18 protein-coding genes and 1 pseudogene are annotated in these 19,694 nt (G+C 58.7%); all 19 read right to left on the bottom strand.

Annotated features, from left to right (window positions below; all coding sequences use genetic code 11):
* Positions 1–5: 5 nt before the first annotated feature.
* Positions 6–1,022: a flagellar motor switch protein FliG gene (fliG, locus tag CFII64_RS10430; protein WP_020290734.1), complete on the bottom strand. Its 1,017-nt coding sequence runs from the start codon at positions 1,020–1,022 to the stop codon at positions 6–8.
* Positions 1,015–2,802 (bottom strand): flagellar basal-body MS-ring/collar protein FliF, encoded by a 1,788-nt coding sequence (gene fliF / locus CFII64_RS10435; protein ID WP_020290735.1) that lies wholly within the window; start codon positions 2,800–2,802, stop codon positions 1,015–1,017. The genes fliG and fliF overlap by 8 nt, the downstream gene beginning before the upstream one ends.
* A gap of 14 nt (positions 2,803–2,816) precedes the next feature.
* Complete coding sequence (gene fliE, locus CFII64_RS10440; protein WP_020290736.1) at positions 2,817–3,143, bottom strand: flagellar hook-basal body complex protein FliE; 327 nt, start codon at positions 3,141–3,143, stop codon at positions 2,817–2,819.
* Between the two features lie 252 nt (positions 3,144–3,395).
* Entirely contained in the window at positions 3,396–4,823 is a 1,428-nt protein-coding gene (locus CFII64_RS10445; protein ID WP_020290737.1) for a sigma-54 dependent transcriptional regulator, read from the bottom strand.
* On the bottom strand, positions 4,823–6,040 hold the full coding sequence (locus CFII64_RS10450; RefSeq protein WP_020290738.1) for a PAS domain-containing sensor histidine kinase: 1,218 nt from the start codon (positions 6,038–6,040) through the stop codon (positions 4,823–4,825). The genes CFII64_RS10445 and CFII64_RS10450 overlap by 1 nt, the downstream gene beginning before the upstream one ends.
* Positions 6,041–6,162: 122 nt before the next feature.
* A complete protein-coding gene (gene fleQ / locus CFII64_RS10455) occupies positions 6,163–7,638 on the bottom strand; it encodes a transcriptional regulator FleQ (RefSeq protein ID WP_020290739.1) in 1,476 nt (491 codons plus the stop codon).
* 164 nt (positions 7,639–7,802) lie between these two features.
* Positions 7,803–8,099: a motility-related protein FliT gene (locus CFII64_RS10460; RefSeq protein WP_020290740.1), complete on the bottom strand. Its 297-nt coding sequence runs from the start codon at positions 8,097–8,099 to the stop codon at positions 7,803–7,805.
* A 20-nt stretch (positions 8,100–8,119) separates the two neighbouring features.
* Entirely contained in the window at positions 8,120–8,503 is a 384-nt protein-coding gene (fliS, locus tag CFII64_RS10465; protein WP_020290741.1) for a flagellar export chaperone FliS, read from the bottom strand.
* 129 nt (positions 8,504–8,632) lie between these two features.
* The gene (gene fliD / locus CFII64_RS10470; RefSeq protein WP_020290742.1) at positions 8,633–10,045 is read right to left on the bottom strand and encodes a flagellar filament capping protein FliD; all 1,413 of its coding nucleotides are present in this window, start codon (positions 10,043–10,045) and stop codon (positions 8,633–8,635) included.
* Positions 10,046–10,120: 75 nt separating this feature from the next.
* Entirely contained in the window at positions 10,121–10,510 is a 390-nt protein-coding gene (locus CFII64_RS10475) for a flagellar protein FlaG (RefSeq protein WP_020290743.1), read from the bottom strand.
* A gap of 74 nt (positions 10,511–10,584) precedes the next feature.
* The gene (locus CFII64_RS10480; protein ID WP_020290744.1) at positions 10,585–11,436 is read right to left on the bottom strand and encodes a flagellin domain-containing protein; all 852 of its coding nucleotides are present in this window, start codon (positions 11,434–11,436) and stop codon (positions 10,585–10,587) included.
* 258 nt (positions 11,437–11,694) lie between these two features.
* Positions 11,695–11,952: a hypothetical protein gene (locus tag CFII64_RS10485; protein WP_020290745.1), complete on the bottom strand. Its 258-nt coding sequence runs from the start codon at positions 11,950–11,952 to the stop codon at positions 11,695–11,697.
* On the bottom strand, positions 11,949–13,241 hold the full coding sequence (locus tag CFII64_RS10490) for a motility associated factor glycosyltransferase family protein (protein ID WP_020290746.1): 1,293 nt from the start codon (positions 13,239–13,241) through the stop codon (positions 11,949–11,951). Before CFII64_RS10490 ends, CFII64_RS10485 begins: the two co-directional genes overlap by 4 nt.
* Positions 13,242–13,322: 81 nt before the next feature.
* Positions 13,323–14,249: a ketoacyl-ACP synthase III gene (locus tag CFII64_RS10495; RefSeq protein ID WP_020290747.1), complete on the bottom strand. Its 927-nt coding sequence runs from the start codon at positions 14,247–14,249 to the stop codon at positions 13,323–13,325.
* A gap of 299 nt (positions 14,250–14,548) precedes the next feature.
* Positions 14,549–15,601, bottom strand: coding sequence for a pseudaminic acid synthase (pseI, locus tag CFII64_RS10500; protein WP_020290748.1), 1,053 nt, complete (start codon positions 15,599–15,601; stop codon positions 14,549–14,551).
* Between the two features lie 26 nt (positions 15,602–15,627).
* Positions 15,628–16,683 (bottom strand): annotated as a pseudogene (gene pseG / locus CFII64_RS10505) (UDP-2,4-diacetamido-2,4,6-trideoxy-beta-L-altropyranose hydrolase); the annotation flags it as partial.
* Entirely contained in the window at positions 16,680–17,390 is a 711-nt protein-coding gene (gene pseF, locus CFII64_RS10510; protein WP_020290750.1) for a pseudaminic acid cytidylyltransferase, read from the bottom strand. The gene pseF and the pseudogene pseG, both read right to left, overlap by 4 nt.
* 129 nt (positions 17,391–17,519) lie before the next feature.
* Positions 17,520–18,689 (bottom strand): UDP-4-amino-4,6-dideoxy-N-acetyl-beta-L-altrosamine transaminase, encoded by a 1,170-nt coding sequence (pseC, locus tag CFII64_RS10515; RefSeq protein WP_020290751.1) that lies wholly within the window; start codon positions 18,687–18,689, stop codon positions 17,520–17,522.
* Positions 18,686–19,687 (bottom strand): UDP-N-acetylglucosamine 4,6-dehydratase (inverting), encoded by a 1,002-nt coding sequence (gene pseB / locus CFII64_RS10520; RefSeq protein ID WP_020290752.1) that lies wholly within the window; start codon positions 19,685–19,687, stop codon positions 18,686–18,688. The genes pseC and pseB overlap by 4 nt, the downstream gene beginning before the upstream one ends.
* Positions 19,688–19,694: the final 7 nt, after the last annotated feature.

A 19,694-nucleotide genomic window follows, 5' to 3' on the forward strand; every position in this document is an offset into this window, starting at 1 on the left:
AGACCTTAAATCATTTCCTCGCCACCTTTGCCGCCGAGCACAATCTCCCCGGCCTCGGCCATACGGCGCGCAATGGTGAGGATTTCTTTTTGTGCGGTTTCCACGTCGCTGACGCGAACCGGCCCTTTGGCTTCCAGATCGTCGCGCAACAGTTCGGCAGCGCGTTTGGACATGTTCTTGAAAATCTTTTCCTTGATGGCCTCGTCCGAGCCTTTGAGGGCCAGCACCAGCACATCCGAAGAGACTTCGCGCAGCAGCGCCTGGATGCCACGGTCGTCCACGTCCGCCAGGTTGTTGAAAACGAACATGAGGTCTTCGATCTGCACCGAGAGGTCTTCGTCGACTTCGCGGATCGAATCCATGAGCGTGCCTTCCATGGAGCTGTCGAGGAAGTTCATGATGTCCGCAGCACGCTTGATACCGCCCAGCGTGGTACGTGAAGTATTGGCATTGCCGGAGAACTGCTTCTCCAGAATCTGGTTCAATTCTTTCAGTGCGGCCGGTTGCACGGTGTTCAGCGAAGATACGCGCAGGATGATGTCCAGACGCACCTTGTGGTCAAAATGCCCGAGCACTTCGCCCGCCTGATCGGCGTCGAGGTAGGCCACGACGATAGCCTGGATCTGCGGGTGCTCGAAGCGAATCACGTCGGCAACCGCGCGCGGTTCCATCCATTTCAGGCTGTCCAGGCCGCTGGTATTGCCACCCAGCAGAATGCGGTCGATCAGGCCGTTGGCTTTGTCCTCGCCCAGCGCCTGCGTCAGCATCTTGCGGATATAGCCGTCAGAACCCACCCCGAGGCTGGTCTGATCGCCGACGATCTCGACGAACTCGGTCATGACTTCTTCGACCTGCTCGCGATGCACATTGCGCATCTGCGCCATGGCCACGCCCACGCGCTGGACTTCCTTGGGGCCCATGTGACGCAGCACTTGCGCCGCATCGGTTTCACCCAGGGACAGCAGCAGGACGGCCGCTTTCTCGACTTTGCTCAGCTTGGCTACGACGGCTCGATCACTCATCAGTGTTAATCCACTCTTTCACGACCTGGGCCACTCGACCCGGATCTTCGGCCACCAGGCTCTTGATTGCGTTCAGCTGTGCGTCATAACCCTCGGTCGGGCTAGGCAACAGAATGCTCTGCGGGCCGCCAAGGCTGACACGGTCGTTGGACAATTCGTCCCCGCCGCCCATGCCACCCATGCCGCCCATATCGTCGTCGAAACCGGCCAGCTGCTTGCTCTTGCCGTTGGTGATGTTGTTGAGCACCGGGCGCAACACGCCAAACACCAGCACCAGGATGAAAATCACGCCCATGGCTTGTTTGACGATGTCCCAGAACCATGGCTGCGAGTAGAACGGGATATCCGGAATCGTTTCGCCGCGCTCGGCGGAAAACGGCACGTTGACCACGCTTACCGTGTCGCCACGGCTGGCGTCGAAGCCGACCGCGTTCTGCACCAGACGGGTAAAGCGATTCAGATCCTCGGCACTCCAGGGGCTGCGCGTGGTTTCGCCATTGGCCGCATTGACCTTGACCTGATCATCGACCACCACCGCAACCGACAACCGGGTCAAACGACCTTGCTGCTGCTTGGTGTGACTGATGGAGCGATCAAGCTCGAAGTTCTTGGTCGACTGCACACGTTTGTCCGCCGGATAAGGCGCCAAGGCAGGCTGGCCGGTGGCCGGGTCCATGATCTGCTGACCGTTGGCATCGAGCAGCGGCTGACCCGGCGCAATCGCAGCGGCCGCGCCACCTGCGGCACCACCCGTGGTTTGCGGCGCGGTGGCCGGACCTGGAGGCTGATTACTCAGCGCACCGGGTACACCCTGGGCGCCACTGCTGGTGGAGCGCTGTTCGTTGACCGACTGCTCGCTGCGCAAGGCCGGCTGATCCGGGTTGAAACTTTCAGCGGTCGATTCCACCGCGCTGAAATCCACGTTGGCGGAAACTTCAGCCTTGTAGCGATCATTGCCCAGGATCGGCTGCAGAATATTCTGCACCCGCTGGGTGAGCATGCCTTCCATGCGACGGCTGTAGTCGAACTGCTTGCCGGCCATGGTCAATTCAGAGTTTTCGGCCTGATCGGAAAGCAGATTGCCCTTCTGATCAACGACGGTGATTTGCGACTTGTTCAACTCGGGGACGCTGGTTGCCACCAGATTGATGATCGCCACCACCTGGCTTGGCTCAAGCGAACGACCGGCGTACAGCTCGACCAGAATCGAAGCACTGGGCTTGCGGTCATCACGCACGAAGACCGAACTTTTCGGGATCGCCAGGTGCACGCGGGCACCCTTGACGTTATTGAGCGCAGAAATCGTGCGCGCCAGTTCGCCTTCCAGACCACGGCGATAGCGCGTGGCTTCCATGAACTGGCTGGTCCCCAGCCCTTGATCCTTGTCGAGAATCTCGAAACCGACGTTGGCGTCCTGCTGCACCACGCCAGCCGATGCCAGCTGGATGCGCGCCCGCTGCACGTCATCGGCCTTGACCAATAACGCACCGGAGTTGGGCTCCACGGTGTAGGCAATGTTGGCCGCCGTCAGCGTGTCCATGACCTGCTTGGCGTCGAGCCCGGCAAGACTTCCGTACAACGGACGGTAATCGGGCTGCTGCGACCAGAGCACCACGGCGAAGCCAATCGCCACACTGGCGGCGAGACCGACCATAAGGCCGACCTGACGCAGCATGGGCATCTCGGAAAGATTGTCCAGGAAAGCCAGACCGAACACGGGCGACTTCCCCGCTGGGGCGTCTGCCTTGGCCGGAACGCTATCGGCGAGTGTTTCTGCCATGACTCAATATGTCCTTAAACCGGCATCTGCATGATGTCTTGATATGCCTGAACCAGTTTGTTACGAACCTGAGTCAGCGCCTGAAAGGACACGGCGGCTTTTTGTGAGGAAATCATCACGTCGGTGAGGTCGACGCCGCTCTTGCCGATTTCGAAGGCACTGGCCAATTGACTGGACGCCTGCTGGGTGTCGGCAACCTTGTTGACGGCCTGACCAAGCATGTCGGCAAAGCTGCTGGAGCCGACTTCCGGCGTGGCGGCAGCCTTCGGAGCGGCCATGGCATCCATTTGCATGGAGCGCATATCCAACATCAAGCGATTAAATTCAACACCTTGGCTCATGGAAATATCTCTCGTGAGGGCCGCAAATTTTTGACACTGATTCAGCGGTCATGGATGTCAAAGCAACAAGGGTGCCAGCTAGATGGCAGCCAATGGCCATTAGTGCACTTTAGGCAGATTAATGACCGGGCAGTCACCCCACTTAAATCCATGAGCCAGGGCGTTGAATCCGTCGGCTGATCAGGGTAAAACCCCCGGCTACGCGGGGTTTCGGCGATGCAGATACGGTGAACGTCTTTTGTAGCCTGGAGGTTACGTCGCGAATAAATGACCTTCGACATCCATACCGGCATCGCGCATCTGCGCTAATTTGTAGCGCAACGTACGTGGGCTGATACCTAACCGCTCGGCAGCCTCCTTGCGACGACCGCGCTCGGCACGCAGGGTGTCAATAATCATCTGAAATTCGCGCCGGCGCAGATCGTCGCCCAACGCGCTGCCCCCGTCACTTACGGCCCCGTCGGCAGGTGTAGGCGCTTGGGCCACTGGCAACAACGGCGCAGCGACGCCCGCCGCAGCCACGTTCAGCGCTGGCAGCGGCGCGCAGGAGACGGGCCCGGCAAGGCAGAAATCTTGCGCTTCAATGATGCCGCCCTGTTGCAGAATCAGCGCGCGCTGCACTGCGTTGTCCAGTTCGCGGACATTGCCGGGCCAGGCATAACTCACCAGACACGCCTGCGCCTGAGCTGACAAACGCACCGCCGCATGTTTCATTTTATTGACGTGCTTGGCTAGTAAACGCTCGGCTAGCGGCAGAATATCGGCGGTTCGCTGGCGCAGCGGTTGCCAGGCCAGCGGAAATACCGATAACCGATAAAACAGATCTTCACGGAACCGACCGGCGGCGACTTCCCCGGCCAGATCACGGTTAGTCGTTGCCAACACCCGAATATCCAGAGTGATGGGCTTGCGCGCGCCCACCCGCTCGACTTCACGCTCCTGCAACACACGCAGCAATTTTGCCTGCAGGTTCATGGGCATTTCGGAAATTTCATCCAGCAGGATAGTGCCGCCGTCGGCCTGCTCGAATTTGCCGGCCTGGGCGGCGATGGCCCCGGTGAACGAGCCTTTTTCATGGCCGAACAACGTGGCTTCGAGCATGTTGTCCGGGATCGCCGCACAGTTGATGGCGATGAAAGGCTTGTCGGCTCGGGGCGAATGCTGGTGAATGAAACGCGCCAGCACTTCCTTGCCGGTGCCAGATTCGCCGGATATCAGCACCGTGGAATCACTTTTCGCCACGCGACTGGCCAGGTTCAGCAGCTGCGCGCTGGCCGGCTCGACCGCGATCGGCCCATCGCCATCATCCGGTCCGGGAAGTCCCAGCGCATGCCGGGCAACCAATGCCAGCATCGCCTTGGGCTCGAACGGTTTGACCAGATAATCCGCCGCACCCTGGCGCATCGCATCCACGGCGCGCTCGACCGCGCCATGGGCGGTCATCAGCAGCACCGGCAATTGCGGCTGACGCGCGCGCAGCAGGCCGAGCAACTGATGACCGTCCATGCCTGGCATATTGACGTCACTGATCACCAGGCTGAACGGCTCAGCCGCCACAGCGACCAACGCATCTTCAGCCGACCCGACGGCGTGATACTCATGCCCGGCCAATTCCAGGGTTTCCCCCAGCGCTTCGCGCAACGCACGGTCGTCTTCGACCAACAGCACCTTGATTGCCATCAGTTATTATCCGCGACGCTGGATGGCGCACTCATCAATGGCAACGTGACCATCGCGCAAGTACCACGCCCGACCCGAGAGGCGTACTGAACGGCGCCGCGATGGGCGCGGGTGACCGCGGTCACCACCGCCAGCCCCAGGCCGGTGCCGGTGGTCTTGGTGGTGAAAAAGGGCTCGCCGATACGCGCCAGAGCAGCAGCGTCGATACCGCTGCCGTTGTCACTGATGCACAGCCGCAGCGTGTTGCCCCGGCTGTAGGCATGGATCTTCAAGCGCGGCTGACCGGCGCAAGCCTGCACCGCGTTTTCAATCAGATTCAGGAGCGCACCGACCAGCGTGTCGCGATTGCACAGCAACTCACCTTCCGCAGCGTCACACTGCCAGCGCACCTGCACATCCTGCGTGTGCGTCAAGGCAGCGTCCTGCAATGCAGCGAAGAGCTGTTGCGGCGTGAGTCGGTCGGTCAGCGGCAATTCGCCACGGGCAAACACCAACATGTCCCGCACTTGATGTTCCAGCTCGTGCAGTCGCTCTTTCAGACGTCCGGCAAAACGCTGCTGGGTTTCCAGCGGCAGTGCCTGCTCAGTCAAATGACTGGCGTAGATCAAGGCGGCGGACAGCGGCGTGCGAATCTGGTGGGCGAGGGACGCCACCATCCGCCCCAGCGACGACAAACGCTCATGACGCGCCAGTTGATCTTGCAGATGGCGGGTTTCTGTCAGGTCATTAAGCAGTACCAACTGGCCCGGCTCGGCGTCCAGCGAGCGAGTGGCGATGGACAGGCGTCGACCATCCTTGAGGGATACTTCGTGGCCGTCGTCTTCGCGCGGAGCAAAACAGCGACTGATGACGTGCCGCCACAGCTCGCCCTCCAGCGGCTGCCCGAGCAAATCGATGGCCGCCGGATTGGCCTCGCGCACCCTGCCCATGCCGTCGATCACGATGATCCCGCCGGGCAGCAGGTCGAGCAGATTCTGCAAGCGATACGCCAGACGCTCTTTCTCCGCGAGCTCCGCCATACGTTGCGCGCTGACCACTGCCAGTTCGCCCTTGAGCTCGGTGACCCGTGCTTCCAGCAAGCTGTAGGAATCAGTCAGCTGCGCCGACATCTGATTGAACAGCGAAAACGCCTGCTCAAGCCCCTGACGACTTTCCAGCTCAAGGGACGGCAGGACTGCATGGGCAAGGTCAGGGGTCATCTTGGCGGCATGGGGCATAAGTCATCTCTCGCGTGGCGAACCGTCATTAAACGGTATGTTCCTGGAGACTTAGCAATCCTCGTGCCGAAAAAAAACCCCTGAAAATTCAGAGGTTTGATTTTTTCGCGTTTCAGCAAGCGTCAATCATCTGCCTGTTCATCGCCTTCGCGTCGGCTCATGCCGTACTTACGCATTTTCTCGACGAGGGTCGTGCGACGAATCCGCAGGCGTTCGGCGGCACGCGCCACGATACCGTTGGCGTCGTCCAGTGCCTGCTGGATCAAGCCTTGCTCCAGCCCACCCAGATAGTCCTTCAAGTCCAGGCCTTCTGGCGGCAACATGGCGCCGGACGAGAAGTTCGGCGTATGACCATTGATGGCCACGCGCTCTTCCAGATCGCTGCGCAGACTGTCGACGAGTTGTTCGTCCTCATCATCGACATAGCGGAATTTCTTCGGCAACTCGGCCACGCCAATCACGCCATAGGGATGCATGATCGCCATGCGCTCCACCAGGTTGGCCAACTCACGCACGTTGCCCGGCCAGCCGTGACGACACAGCGACATGATGGCGGCAGAGTTGAAACGGATCGAGCCGCGTTTTTCGTGCTCCATGCGCGAAATCAGCTCGTTCATCAGCAATGGAATGTCTTCGACCCGCTCGCGCAGCGGTGCCATCTCGATCGGGAACACGTTCAGACGGTAATAGAGGTCTTCACGGAAGCTGCCGATCTCGATCATCGACTCAAGATTCTTGTGGGTTGCGGCAATGATGCGCACATCAACGCTCTGGGTCTTGTTGCTGCCCACGCGCTCAAAGGTACGTTCCTGCAGGACCCGTAGCAGCTTGACCTGCATCGGCAGCGGCATGTCGCCGATTTCATCGAGGAACAGCGTACCGCCGTTAGCCAGTTCGAAACGCCCGGCACGGCTGGTGATCGCCCCGGTAAAGGCGCCCTTCTCGTGACCGAACAGTTCGCTTTCCAGCAATTCGGCCGGAATCGCGCCACAGTTGACCGGCACAAACGGCGCGTCGCGACGCTTGGAGTGATAGTGCAGGTTGCGCGCGACGACTTCCTTGCCGGTCCCGGACTCACCGAGGATCAACACGCTGGCGTCAGTGTCGGCAACCTGCTGCATCATCTGGCGCACATGCTGAATCGCACGGCTGGTACCGACCAGACTGCGAAACAGGTTGGGCTCACGATGACGACCGCGCTCACGGGCCTGATCGTACATTTCACGATAGACCTGGGCACGGTGCAGGGAGTCGAGCAATTTGCTGTAGCTGGGCGGCATTTCCAGGGAGGAAAGCACGCGCCGACGCAAATCGTCAGTCAGGTCTACGGAAGAAATATCGCCCATGAGCAACACGGGAAGGAACTCATCCCATGCAGCGACTGTCTTAAGAAGCCCTTGCAGACTTCCAGGCGCGCTCACGCTGCCAACGAGCACGCAGAGCACTTCTCGGGTAGAGGTCAGAGAGCCGACAACCTGCTGCCAGTCCTGGCTGGAGCAGGCCAAATTTTCTTCGCCAAGAAAATTCAGAATGACCGCCAAATCACGGCGGCGCTGGCTATCGTCATCGATCAGCAGAATCTTGATTTCACGCCACATGCAATAGCAACTTCCCTAGTCAACTCTATGCCCCACAAGGGCAAGCTTGGCAATTCTCAGCCGGTACGGTTACTGAGACGCCAGAAAATGGCAAACATCACTAGTTAAGTCAAAAAACCGTACACAGTCAAATTTATGGCGCACTTCTTTTCGATCAACGAGCTTCAACCGAACAGATGGTAAACCTTCGCCGCGTTTTTCGCTTGCTGGATCTGCGACATCTCGTCGACGATCGCCTGACGCGCGTCGGTAGCAGTATCGATTAACTGCCGGTAGACCGTCAGCAACTCTTCCAGATTACTGCGCAATTCCGGCGCATTGGGCGTCGCCTCGCTGATCATATCGTCCACGCAGGCACGGCAGGCCAGATCAAGTTTGCCGATGGCATCCCAGTCACGCTCAGCCAAAGCGCCTACCAGCGCTTCCTTGGTCTCTTCGATACGCTTGAGTGCAGCACTCATGTTGGTCTCCTCAGCACAGCTTAGTGAGCAGCGATTGCGTCCCAGCCTTCCTTGACGGTGCCCAGCAGGCTGCTGACTTCATCAAGGATCAGTGGATCACTTTTTATATTGGCCTCAGCCAGGCGCTGCATCATGTAGATGTACAGATTGTCCACACGGGTCAGCGTATCAGCTGATTTTTCCATATCCAGGCCTTCACGCAGGCCGCCGACGATTTCAATCGCCTTGCCGATCAATACGCCTTTTGCAGGAATATCCTTGCGTCCGATGGCGCCTTTGGCCTGGGCGATACGATCGAGCCCTGCCTCCATCAGCATTTGCACCAGACGATGAGGGTTGGCCTCGGAGGTTTGCGCATGGGCATTCACTTTCTGGTACTGCCGAAGGGCTAACATCGGGTTCATGATCAACCTCGTCAAAGCTGGAAGAGTTCGTATATTCAATGTATCGACGCATGGCCGGGAAACTTTAGACCAGAAGCCAAAAACCCGGCGTGCGATTAATCGCAGCCGGGCTGGATGACTCAGCGAATGTCAGCCAGAAGCCTGAGCATTCAGCGTATCGAAGAACGAGGTGATGCTCGACAGGGTCGACTTCATCTGCCCGACCAGCAAGTCCATCGCGTTGTACTTGGCCGTCAGCGTTGACGTCAGGTTAGCCACACGAATATCGAGGGCAGTCTGCTGCGCTTTCAGATCGGTACTGGTCTTGTTCAGCGATTTGGTGCGTTCGTCGAGAGTACCGCCGGTTTTGTTATACGGTTCGATAGCTTTCTTCATCCGCGCCAGCAAGCCATTTTCCGCGTTAGTGCCGGAAAACATTTGCTGCACTTCACTGCCCAGGTTTTTGTCGTTCATCGCCTTGGTGAACTTGCCGGCATCGAAGGTAAGCGTACCGCCGGACTGAGCAGTCTGGATACCCAACTGCGCCAGGGTCGACAACTTGCTGCCCGGGCCAGGTGTGATCAGCTGCTCACGCAAGGTGGCCAGCAGATCACGCGGCAAGGAGTCACCGGTCATCGCCGCCGACACGGTCAGGTCGCCGTTGGCATCAGCGGTGGCCTTGGTCAGGGAGTTGATGGTCTTGACCACGTTGTTGTACGCATCGACAAACGTCTGCAACGATGTTTTCAAACCGTCGGTGTTGCCTGCCACGGTGACGGTGGACTTGCCAACGGCAACAGCAGTAATGGTCACCCCGGTCAGCGCTGAACTGTAGGTATTGGTCGAACTGGTGACCTTCAGACCGCCGATCAACATCTCGCCATTGATCGGCGCGTCGCCGATCCTGCCTGCACTTGTCGCCGAATTGGGGTCAAGTACATCGGTGGAGCCAATCGTCAAGCCGGCGATAGTGCTGCTGGTGGTGATATCCGTACCCGCACCGGTCTTGGTAGAGCCAAACACCAGGCGCGAACCCGTACCGTCGGAAATAATGTTCGCCGATACGCCACTGGTCGAAGTCTTGGCGTTGATCAGGTCGCGAACCTGCTGCAACGTGGAGCCCGCCGGAATTTCGAAGGCAGTGTTAGTGGTATTTTGAGTGATAGTCAGGGTACCACTCGGAATAGCACTAGCTGCCGCCGCATCGAACGATGCAGACGCAACGCTGGAGCTGGTCGCAAGCTTGGTAACTTCCATCGCATACGTACCTGCCACTGCCGAGTTGGTAGTGGTCGCGGTAATGTTGGCGGTAAGAGAGGAAGTTGCCGAAAAACCATTAAACGCTGGCGTGTCCGTTTTGCCGAGATTGGTCATCGCGGTCTGGAACGCATCGAGCGCCGATTTAAGCGTACTGACACCTGACAACTTGGTAGTCGTCAGCGAGGTTTGCTTGGTGATCTGGGTCTGCTTGGCGTATTTGTCCGAATCAACCAGGGAAGCGACGATTTCCTTGATTGCCAGACCTGAGCCGAGGCCCGTTGAAGTACTGATTGGGCTTGCCATGTGCTTCTCCTTCAGGTTTCGTCGGTCTTTTGACGACGACACAACGCAGAACTACAACCTACACGATCCATGCCATCAAACCTTGGCATCAAACAACAAGCTGTGGGCATTGTGAAGGCTGTCCGCAATTTTCAAAGCTTCCGCCGAGGGTAACTGTCTGACGACTTCTCCCGTATCACTGGCGATCACCTTGACCACGACTTCTCCGGATGCTTCATCAATGGAGAATTCGAGATTGCGCCTTACCGACTGCACGAACTTTTCAATTTCCTGTACGGCTGTCTTGAGCTTTTCCGACTTCTGGGCGTCGGATTCCTTCGATGAGTCCTTACTTGCGGACGAATCCGCAGCAGCCGCTGGCGCAGGCACCGCAACTGCTTGAGGAGCGGCGACTGCTTGTTCTGCTACAGCGGGTGCCGGCTTGATGGCCTGGTAAGACAAGCCCAACTTCACGCTCATGTCCATTCCCAACACCTCCTCAACGTAAAAAGCGGAAGAGCACGACTAGCACACTCCTCCGCCAAAACTCATTCCGAAAATTACTGAAGCAGTTTCAGTACAGCGGAAGGCAACTGGTTAGCCTGGGCCAGAACAGCTTGGGAAGCCTGTTGCAGAGTTTGCTGCTTGGTCAGGTTAGCTGTTTCTGCGGCGAAGTCAGTGTCTTGTACACGACCCAGTGCAGCAGTGGCGTTTTCGTTTACGTTTTGCAGGTTGGAGATAGTGCTGGTCAGACGGTTCTGCGAAGCACCGAGGTTTGCACGAGTGGCGTTGATCGTTGCCAATGCAGCGTCAATGGCGGTGATCGCGCCGTCGATTGCCGATGCAGCTGCTGCGCTGGTAGCACCAGTCAGAACAGTAGTACCGCTGCCTACAGACAGGCTGACGGCGTCAAACTTGCTGCTCAGCGTCAGGTTGATCTGGTTAGCACTACCGGTGTTCGAACCCACTTGCAGAGTCATGGTCCCAGCAGTACCGTCGAGCAGGTTCTTGCCGTTCAGGTTGGTGCTCGCCGAGATACGAGTCAATTCGTCAGACATCTGACCGAATTCAGCGTTGGTAGCAGTCTGGTCAGCAGTGCCGTTAGTGCCGTTACGTGCTTGTACAGCCAGTTCACGCATACGTTGCAGAATGTTGGTGGACTCTTGCAGAGCGCCTTCAGCGGTCTGAGCCATCGAGATGCCGTCGTTGGCGTTCTTGATTGCTACAGTCTGGCCGCGGATCTGGCTGCTGATGCGAGTTGCGATCTGCAGGCCGGCAGCGTCGTCTTTGGCGCTGTTGATTTTCAGACCGGAAGACAGGCGGCTCATGGAGGTTGCCAGAGCGTCGGATGCTTTGCCCAAGTTCTTCTGAACGGAGAGGGAAGCAACGTTAGTGTTTACGCCTAAAGCCATGATGAAATTCCTCGTTGGTTGGGTGCTGCGGCTTCCGGCCCTGGCAACAGCCGGGTTGGCACAGAGAACCTTCGTAATAGTTATCGTCGGGATCGGACTTTGCTTTAGGGCAATTTATAAAAATATTGCCATCAAGCGGCCACCTCCCCGGAAAACAAGGGCTTAGGCATTTGTAAAGATTAAAAAAGCGCGTCAGGAGTGCGGACAAACAAGCGTAGTTCTATATATGGCGCGCTGTGCCGTAGATACGGCACGCCATTAACTGTGAACCAGTTCCGTTAATTCGTACTGCATGTAGTCGGCAAGGCCCAACCAATCCTGTGACTGTTGGCAGGCGAGCATCTCCACCAACAATTGCGACCACTGCTGCCGCACCGCCGGAGAGTTGCGCTCAAGCAAACCGTCTGCAGTTTCGAACACTTCCAGCATATTCAGAGCCGCCTCGACGCTGCGCCCCAGGCGAAACAGGCCGGCGCAGTCATTACAGGCAAGCACGCACTGTTCGATCTCGCTCATTGCACGAACGCCTCATTGAAGGTGGCGCCCGCGATCATCGCGCCCGCCCGGCTGCTATTAAGGAAGCGAACCTGCGGATGCGCTTGAATGTAACGTTCAAGCTCACCAAGGTAGCGCCGGAAATTGAGTTGGGTCCTGACCCGCTGACCATAGCCATCGAGCACCCACTGTCTGGCTTGATCCACCGTCCCCCCAAGCTCCCCGGCGTGCCAGCCAGCATGGCTTTTGTTCATCGGATAAGCGAAGTCCACACCAAACAGAGTGATCTGCGTCGCGCCCATTTTCACCGCCAGATCCACCGCCGGATGAATGACACTGCCGCCGGCCGCCAGCATGCCGCGCTGAATCCGTTGGCGCAGCTGCGCGTACACCGGGCTTGGCGAGAAGGCGACATAACGCTCACCCTGCCAGGCTGATAGGACTTGCGGATCGCCTAAAGGCAGATAAACCAGGCGGATGTTTTCTGAATCTGCCGCCGGCAGATGCCGTTCGGAAATCCGCTGGTCGATGGTCACCACCAGATCAGGCACGATTCCCTGGGCTATCAATGGTCGATACGCGGTGTCGACACAGATGAACAACGGGCGCTGCACCTGACCGCGCACGGCCAGCAGCTTTTTGAAATGCTGCTCAAGGCTTGGCCCGGTGCCAATCACATAAATTTCCCGACCCGCTTGCGAACCGAACAGCTGAGCCACGTCAGGATCACGGCTGACCAGGGAAAAACTCTCCTCAAGGCGCTGCACAATTTCCGGCGACTGCGGATCGAATTCGCGATTGTTGAAATGAATGTGCACTTCGCTGACCAGCCGATCTCGAATCCGCGCATTGTTTTCGTCGGCCAGTTCCAGCTCGGCCGGCAAAGCGAAAAAGGGAAACCGGATTTCAGCGTGGTCAGCGGCGTAAGCCAATTCAATGCGCGGGTCGCTCAACCAGTCATCCTGATCGGTCAACGTGAGCACCAAGGCGAACAGCGCACCATTGAGAATATGCACCCGCAAACGCGCTGCGCCGTGGTCTTCCAGCAGAACGCGCGGCAAATCGCCAAGTCCGGTGCCATATATATGCAGCACTTCACTGCCCGGCGGCAAACTGGCGGCCTGTAGACGCGCCTCGGCAAGCCGGTCATGGCGGCTGGTGAGCTGAATGCCATTGATCCGCAGGGTCGATTGCAGCCCTTCAACCAACTCGGCCTGGGACGAGGCATCGTCCTCAGTCTGCAAGCGCGCGAAGACATCCGGCCAACGGTTCTTCAGCACGGCGGCATTGCGCTCAAAGCTGTCGGTCATGAAGGCTCCCTGAAAACGAAGGCAAAAAAATAGCGCTCAAGATTAACTCACCTTGAGCGCCATTTTTGCTGCTTTATGGAATCACGGGCGATAAATGATCGCCGAACCCCAGGACAAGCCCACGCCGAAACCGCTCAAGGCGACCCGCTTCCAGCTGGAATCCATGGCATGCCGTTCCAGCAGCAGCGGAATGCTGGAAGACACGGTGTTGCCGGTCTCCAGCATGTCCTTGATGAACTTCTCGGGTTCGCCCTCGAAACGTCGCGCTACCGCATCGACAATCGCCGCACTGCCCTGGTGGATGCAGAACGCGTCGATATCCGTGGATTGCAGGCCGGATTCGTCGAGCAACTCGTGCAAGTGCGCCGGAACCTTGAGCAGCGCGAAGTTGAACACTTGACGACCATTCATGAAGAACACGCCGTTGCTGACCTTCAGGTGCGGCGCGCCGGAACCGTCAGTGCCGAATTTGGCCTTGCCCAGCTGCCATTGAGCGTCCTCGCCCATCCAGGTGGCGGTGGCTGCATCACCAAACAGCATGGTGGTGTTGCGGTCTTCCGGATCGACAATTTTCGAATAAGGATCAGCGGTGACCAGCAGGCCGTTTTTCAGACCGGTGGCTTCCATGAAACCCTTGAGCGCATAGATGCCGTAGACGTAACCCGAGCAGCCCAGGGAAATATCGAAGGCTGCAACGTTGGTCGACAGGCCGAGCTTGTCCTGAACGATGGCAGCGGTGTGCGGCAGGCCTTCTTCATCGCCGTTCTGCGTGACGACGATCAGCACGTCGATGGATTCGCGCTTGAGTTGCGGATTGTTGGCGAACAAAGCGTTGACCGCTTCGACGCACAAATCGGAAGTTTCCTGACTGTCTTCTTTGCGTGGCAGGAAAGCCGAGCCGATCTTGCCCAGAATGAACTCGTCATCCTTGCCGAATTTAGCGCCCTGCGCGTAGTTGTCAACGCCGGCCGCGGGCACGTAACTCGCTATGCTTTTTATGCCAATCATCATGGCTTCCCAATAATAAATAGCTGAATATCACCGCGCGCTCGATGGCGGGGCATTGTAATCAGAAGGCTTTTTTTGCCCTTGAATAAAGGGCTGCGGGGAAGTTTGACCGATCCCGGAGAACCGTGAAATCAGCCATACGTCGTCGTCGCCCGCGAGCACGATACAGTGAAGATGCGCGTTGTGACTCATAGGTCACTAAGTTTTATGCGCTTTTAACGGTGCGCATGCCACCGACAACAGCTGATATCGTGCCGAAAATTGCCTGCCGACTTTAAAATGTCACGCCAATGTGCCGCTCACTCGACGCTATCCCAATCCAGCGCAGTACCCCGAGTCAAGGGCTGTCGGGCCTTGCGCCCCAGCACCGCATCAATATGTTTGGGCGCCAGCCCAAGGCCGGGCCGAATGGCGCGCACGTTGTCCTTGCTGAACGTTTCGCCGGCAAACATATCGCGCACGACGTACAACGAGCGGCGATATTGCAGCGAGTTCTGTTCCGCCAGCGTCGCGCCATACTGCACATGACCCAGCCCTTGCCAGGCACGTTCGGTTTCCATGACCAGACTGGCCATCTCCGCCGGTTCCAGGGAAAAGCTGGCATCCACGCCGCCATCGGTGCGATCCAGGGTGAAGTGTTTCTCGATGACGGTCGCGCCCATCGCCACCGCCGCCACTGAAACGCCGACGCCCATAGTGTGATCAGACAAACCGACCTGACAACCGAACAGCTCGCGCAGATGGGGAATGGTGCGAATGTGGCTGTTTAGCGGGGACGCCGGATAAGTGCTGGTGCATTTGAGCAGCACCAGGTCGCGGCAGCCCGCCGCCCGCGCCGCACGCACGCTTTCATCCAGCTCGGCAATACTGGCCATGCCGGTGGAGATAATCATCGGCTTGCCGGTCGCCGCGACCCGGCGAATCAGTGGCAGATCGGTGTTTTCGAAACTGGCGATCTTGTAGGCAGGCACATCCAGGCTTTCGAGAAAGTCCACCGCGCTCTCATCGAACGGCGTGGAGAACGCCAGCATGCCCAATTCTTTGGCTCGGGCGAAAATCGGCGCATGCCATTCCCAAGGCGTATGCGCCTTTTCATACAGCGCATACAGCGAAGAACCGGCCCACAGATTGTTGGGGTCTTTGATGAAGAACTCGCCCTCGTCAATATCGAGGGTCATGGTGTCGGCGATGTAGGTTTGCAGCTTCAGCGCATGGGCTCCGGCTTTGGCAGCGGCCTCGACGATGCGCAGCGCCTGCTCCAGGGATTGATTGTGATTGCCACTCATTTCGGCAATGACAAAGGGCGGAGCATCCGCGCCGATGGAACGTGAGCCAATCTTGAAACCTGTCATCGCTGTTCACTCGCATTAAAACCGGGGACGGCAGCTGCCAGCACTGCCGCAACACGACGGGCGCCCTTCCCGTCCACTAACTTGCGGGACTGTGCCGCCAGACTTTGGCGCAGCTCCTGATTGTACATAAGGTGCTCAATCGCCTGACGCAGGCTCTGCACACTGGCCTTTTCCCGGGTGCCGACATAAAGATGCGCACCCGCTGCTGCCAACTGTTCGGCATTGGCCTTCTGATTGGCGGCGACTGCGACACAGATAGTCGGCAATCCCAGCGCGGCGCGCTCCCAGGTCGTTCCGCCACCGGCACCGATGAACAGATCGGCCTCGGCCATCAAGCGCGAAAAATCGCTGACCTGGATTTTCAGCTGCCAGTTCAAGCGTCCTTCGGCCAACGCCTGCATGGCAAGCCAGTCGGGATTATCGATTCCGGCGATGAAATCCACTTCCAGCTGCGGATAGGCCAGCAAAGCCTGCATCGCGATCCACGACTGCCCGGCCGCGTCGAAACCACCGAAATTGACGATAACCCGCTTGACCCTGGGGCGGATCTCGATCGGCTCACGCTGAAACTCGTCACGCAACAGAGCAAAATGCGGTCCGAGCAACGCCTGGCATTGGCCAGTGATCCACGGCGCATAGGCCTGGGGCGTGCCGGAAAAATTCTGATCAAGCAACACATCAGCCGTATGACGGCGATTGGCCAGATCGTCGATGGCCATGACACGTGGCGCAAATCGACGCGCGGCGCTTTCCCAGTCGGCGGCAAGACCGTAGTGATCGACAATCAGCCAGTCAAAGCGCTCGTCAGCAGGCAGCGCCTGCGCCAGCGCGTCGATGTCTTCCTGCCAAGGCAGTAACGCCTCGATGTCGGTTCCCGGTTGCTCCTGCGCATAGCGCTCCGGCAAACCATGAACGGTATAACCCTGAGACTGAAGGCGGCTCGACAAATGCCCAGGCAGCTGGCGACAGGCGAAGCTCACTCGCGCCCCGCCGTTGCGCAACACTTCAGCCAGCGCCATGCACCGCGCAATATGACCGCTGCCGATATTGAGCGATGCGTCGGCACGAATCAGCACTCTCACCCTTCCAGCTCCCCGGCCGCCTTGAGCGCTGAGTAGAGAAATTCCGCACGCCGCCAATCCTCTTCGGTGTCGATGTCCTGCACCAGATGGCGTGGCAGGATGATCGGCAGACTCAGCTCGGAGAACACCACATCGCCGCGCAGCCACGCTTCGCTACGTCCCCAATAGAATTGACCGGCATCCTGATACGCGGCCGCAAGATCCTGCGAGCGGGTTGCGCGGAACTGCGGATACATCGGCGCTAACGCACCACTGGCCTCGATCAGCAACGCACGCTGCACCGGAAAGCCGAAACTGCACACCGGGAACGCGTAGGATTTTTCCGGAGAGGACCGCAGCATTTCCAGCCCCTGACGCAAGTAACGCGCTTGCAGCAGCGGCGCGGTGGCGTAGATGCAACAGACGTAGTCGAAACTCAGTGCCTGATCTGCGAGCGCGGCGATTGCATGTTGAATAACCGTGCTGGTGCCAGTGAATGCATCGGCCAGCTCAGCCGGGCGCATGAACGGCACTTCGGCGCCGTGGGCTCGGGCGATTTCAGCGATTTGCGGGTCGTCGGTGCTGACCACTACCCGATCAAATACACCACTGGCCAAGGCCGCGTGGATCGACCAGACGATCATCGGCTGGCCGTTGAACAGCTTGAGATTCTTGCGCGGGATTCGCTGGCTGCCGCCCCGCGCCGGAATAATGGCTACTGCGCTCACGCACGTTGTTCCAGAAGTAAACAACTCAGGTCGTGCGCCGAAAACTGTGGCTCTGAGGCCCAGAACTGTTCTTGCTCAGTCAATTCACGCATATCGTCTTTCTACCATCAGTTCAGTGGAGGCCGAGCGTTACGCCTTGCCAGTGGTGAGCAAACGCCGCAACTGTTCGATCACGTAGTCCTGCTGGGTTTCGCTCATGGCCGGAAAGATCGGCAGGCTGATGGCCTGCGCGTAATAGCGCTCGGCCTCGGGAAAATCGCCTGACGTGAATCCCAGCTCCCGGTAATACGGCTGCAAGTGAACGGGGATGTAGTGCAGGTTGACGCCGATCCCGGCGGCGCGCAAGGCTTCGAAAACCTCCCGATGACTCAGCGTCAGACGCTCGGTTTGCAGGCGCACGACGTATAAATGCCAGGCCGATTCAGCCTCGGTCTGGGCGCAGGGCAACGTCAGCGGCAGATCGGTCAGCGCTGCTTGATAGCGAGCCGCCAGTGCCCGACGCCGGCCAATGAACGCGTCCAGCTTGTTCAGTTGCGACAAGCCCAACGCAGCTTGAATGTCAGTCATCCGGTAATTGAAGCCCAGTTCAACCTGTTGGTAATACCACGGGCCGTGGCTGGGTTCGTCCATGTGCACCGGATCACGGGTCATGCCGTGGCTGCGCAGGCGGCGCAAGCGTTCGGCTAATTCGGGGCGATTGGTCATGACCATACCGCCCTCCCCGGTGGTGATGATTTTTACCGGGTGAAAACTGAACACGGTCATCGCCGCGAACTCGCCACAGCCCACCGGACGCCCGGCGTAAGTGGCGCCCACCGCGTGAGACGCGTCCTCGATGACGGTGAAGCCGTAGCGTGTGGCCAACTGAGCAATGCTGCGCATGTCACAGCTTTGGCCGGAGAACGCCACCGCCACCAGAACCTTGGGCAGTCGCCCGTCGCGCTCAGCGACTTCGAGCTTGCGCGCCAGCAACCGGGCATCGAGATTCCAGGTCAGCGGGTCGATGTCGACAAAATCTACATCAGCGCCGCAGTAGCGCCCGCAATTGGCCGAAGCAAGAAACGTATTGGGTGTCGTCCACAGTAAATCGCCCTGCCCAAGATCCGCCGCCAGGCAAGCAATGTGCAGCGCCGCCGTGGCATTGCATACCGCTACGCCAAAGCCGGCCTCGACGCGCGCGGCCATGGCGACTTCGAAGCGTTCCAGCGTCGGGCCTTGGGTCAGCCAGTCGGACTGCAACACTTCGACCACTGCGTCGATGTCCGCTTGATCCAGGCTCTGGCGACCGTAGGGAATCATGGCTGGATATCAGCGTGCAGTTCGCCGATCTGGCCGACTGACAGGAAATGCGGGTTGATGTCCGAGCGGTATTCGAAGGTGTCGGCTACGGCCGTGCCTTGCTCTCCGGTAGCATCGAGGCTGAAATTCACATCGACATTATTGAAACGGATCGACGGCACGATGGTGTAGTGATCGGCAAATTCCAGGGTCATGCGCGCGTCGTCCAGCGGCACCATCAACTCGTGGAGCTTCTCACCGGGACGAATGCCAACATGCTTGTGCGGCAACCCGGCGGCCATGGCCTGGGCCAGGTCGACGATGCGAATCGACGGAATCTTCGGCACGAACACTTCGCCGCCATGCATGCGCGCAAAACTCTGCATCACAAAATCCACGCCGTGATCCAGGGTGATCCAGAAGCGGGTCATGCGTGGATCGGTAATCGGCAGTTCGCTGGCACCGCCGGCAATCAGCTTGTTGAAGAACGGCACGATCGAACCCCGGGAACCGGCCACGTTGCCATACCGCACCACGGCAAAACGCGTCGGTTGATCGCCGGCAATATTGTTGGCGGCGACGAACAGCTTGTCGGACAGCAACTTGGTTGCGCCATACAGGTTGATCGGGCTGGCAGCCTTGTCGGTGGACAGCGCGATGACGCTTTTCACGCCATTGGCGATGGCTGCGGCAATGATGTTTTCCGCGCCATTGACGTTGGTGCGGATGAATTCCGTCGGGTTGTACTCCGCAGCGGGCACATGCTTGAGCGCTGCGGCGTGCACCACATAATCGATGCCGCGCATGCCTTGCAGCAAGCGGTCGGCATCACGCACATCGCCAAGGAAAAAGCGCATGCATGGCGCGGAGAATTCCTGCTGCATTTCGTACTGTTTGAGCTCATCCCGAGAGAACACCACCACCCGCTTGGGCTGATAGCGCTCAAGCAGGGTGCGGATGAACTGGCGACCGAACGAGCCGGTGCCGCCAGAGATGAAAATCGATTTGCCGTTGAACATCCTTGAA

The organism is Pseudomonas sp. CFII64 (assembly GCF_000416235.1).
GTDB lineage: Bacteria > Pseudomonadota > Gammaproteobacteria > Pseudomonadales > Pseudomonadaceae > Aquipseudomonas.